At 58.3% G+C, this 2,028-nt stretch carries 4 protein-coding genes and 1 pseudogene; 2 read left to right on the top strand and 3 right to left on the bottom strand.

The window, feature by feature from the left end; all coding sequences use genetic code 11:
- Positions 1 to 215 precede the first annotated feature (215 nt).
- Positions 216 to 389 (top strand): annotated as a pseudogene (locus tag ACXJKO_RS31445) (transposase); the annotation flags it as partial.
- A 172-nt stretch (positions 390 to 561) separates the two neighbouring features.
- Positions 562 to 936 carry a hypothetical protein gene (locus ACXJKO_RS31440; protein WP_457094921.1) on the top strand — a complete coding sequence of 125 codons (375 nt, stop codon included), beginning with the start codon at positions 562 to 564 and terminating at the stop codon, positions 934 to 936.
- Between the two features lie 58 nt (positions 937 to 994).
- Here the strand turns inward: ACXJKO_RS31440 and ACXJKO_RS31435 are convergent, their stop codons facing one another.
- From ACXJKO_RS31435 to ACXJKO_RS31425, 3 genes are all read right to left on the bottom strand, one after another.
- Positions 995 to 1,174, bottom strand: coding sequence for a P27 family phage terminase small subunit (locus ACXJKO_RS31435; RefSeq protein WP_457094922.1), 180 nt, complete (start codon positions 1,172 to 1,174; stop codon positions 995 to 997).
- A 42-nt stretch (positions 1,175 to 1,216) separates the two neighbouring features.
- Positions 1,217 to 1,411 (bottom strand): hypothetical protein, encoded by a 195-nt coding sequence (locus ACXJKO_RS31430; RefSeq protein ID WP_457094920.1) that lies wholly within the window; start codon positions 1,409 to 1,411, stop codon positions 1,217 to 1,219.
- A gap of 160 nt (positions 1,412 to 1,571) precedes the next feature.
- A partial coding sequence (locus tag ACXJKO_RS31425; protein ID WP_457094919.1) for a transposase occupies positions 1,572 to 2,028 on the bottom strand: 457 nt, incomplete at its 5' end.

The following is a 2,028-nucleotide window of genomic DNA, read 5'->3' as shown; positions in this document are numbered from 1 at the left end:
TACGATGGGAGCGTGGGGCGACACGACACCTACGGATCCGCGCTCTCGGTGCAACCGGGTCAGTCGCAGAGGCGGCCAGCTACTAACACGAGCTCGCAGCTCATCGTGTACATCGGCCTGCCCGCACTTCGTGCTCCCGGTGCCTCTGTCCCGGATGGTCGCACCATACGCCGGAAACCTACGAATTCCAGCCGGACCGCGGCACCGTGATCTTCATACCGGTTACCAACGCCATCGAAGCGCTGAATGCCAAGCTGCGCCGGGCGGTATGGACCCGCGGGCACTGTCCGACTGACGAGAGTGCGATCAAGCTGTTGTTCCTGGTCTTAAGGCAGGCGCAGAAAGAGTGGAAGATGCCGCCCCGGGAACGGGGCATGGCGAAAGCCTGAAGGAGGCTCTCAGCCGTAGGATCAAGGAGGCGATTGCCCTGCCCCTGGGTCATACGCAACCTTCCTCATCTTTTTCATGGAGCAAAAGGGCTGGTTGGAATTTACGCCTAAAAGCGGAGTCGACAGCACGCTCGATATCGTGTTGGAAAGACTATGCCTAAAGGGGGGCACCATGAAATCCATCACCACCGCTGTAATCGCGGCGCTTTCGCTTGCCGGATGCGCCTCCAAATCAGAGAATATCGCTGCGGCATACGTGTCGCCTCTAACTTACGATAGCTATTCCTGCCGGAACCTGCAGGAAGAAGCTGCGCGTGTTTCAGCTCGCGCCATTGCCGCCTCTGGCGCTCAGGATAGCAAGGCAACCAATGATGCCGTGGCAACGGGTGTTGGCGTCGTACTTTTCTGGCCAGCACTATTCTTCATCAAAGGCGAAGGTGCATCAGCAGCTGAAGTCGCACGTTTAAAGGGGGAGATGGACGCTATCGAGCAAGCGTCTATCAAGAAACGCTGCGGCATCGAGTTCCGCAAAGCGTCGGCTCAATAGACCAACTTAAGGCGCGGTCAGATAAGAACTTCAGGCCGCGCCTCTCCATGTGACTGGCTTAAGGTAGCTGTCCGCCGCTCTTGGAGCTTTCCTCGCACGGTTGCGCCTTGCCGGCCTTGCTGCGGCTGTTAGAGCTGATGCCTAATGCTTTTTCGAGTGCCTGAATTTCCTTGGTGGCCTGCGTCATGACCGACCAGTAGGGATTGTGCTGGCCTACCTTGGCCCGCTTCGCCTTCAGAATCGCGCCATGCTCTGCGACGTGCTTGGCTGCCCGCTCATATTAAATTTTCAATTCGACTAGGCGCTTGATCGCGTGGCCGTTAGCAACGGTGAGGGTCTGAGCCTCCCGCATGTCGCGGATTGCGAAGCCCCATTCCTCATGAGCTGCCGCGATGTCCAATTCACCGCTGTAGATCGAAGCCCAGTCCGGCTCGGCCGGCACGCCATCGCCGCCTTCGTGTGCAGCAAAATTCACTGTTATCCCCCTACGGGGATACTCGACATCTCCCGGTCTTAAATTTGATCTCTGTGTGAACGGCGGACCCGGTCGGTCTCGCCCCTTAAGGCCCCAGACTTTCGACTACCCCACGGCAAGGCACCACGGGTGTGGTATTGTTTTCTAAAGCATCGGATGTTTAATCGGTCGCATATCCAGCAGCCTTGAGGTAGTTCCAACATTCTTGTGGCTCGAACAGGTTGCAGATCTCACCGAGGGTGCGCCAGAGCGCGTCCAAGGTGCGGGCTTCGGCTTTGCGCAGATGCGCTTTGATCTTGGCAAAGGTCTGCTCAATCGGATTCAAATCCGGACTGTAAGCAGGCAGGAACAGGAACCAAGCGCCGTGTCCCTTCAGGCATTCCGCCGCCCTTTCACTCTTATAGACTGCGAGGTTGTCGAGGATCACCACGTCGCCTTTGCACAGTGTCGGCGCGAGCTGCGTCTCGATGTAAGCCTCGAACGCCAAGCGGGTGATCGGGCCGTCGATGATCCACGGCGCACTCAGCTCATGGCAGCGCAGCCCGGCCAGAAAGGTATGCGTCGTCCAATGCCCGAAGGGAGCGCTCATGCGTAACCGGGAGCGCTCATGCGTAACC

The organism is Microvirga sp. P5_D2, assembly GCF_054049475.1.
The sequence above is the reverse complement of the archived record's forward strand: the minus strand, read 5'-3'. Positions and strand labels throughout refer to the sequence as shown.

Excerpts from the sequence above, each read along its gene's own strand:
- ACXJKO_RS31440 (WP_457094921.1), top strand. The coding sequence starts at position 562 with ATGAAATCCATCACCACCGCTGTAATCGCGGCGCTTTCGCTTGCCGGA.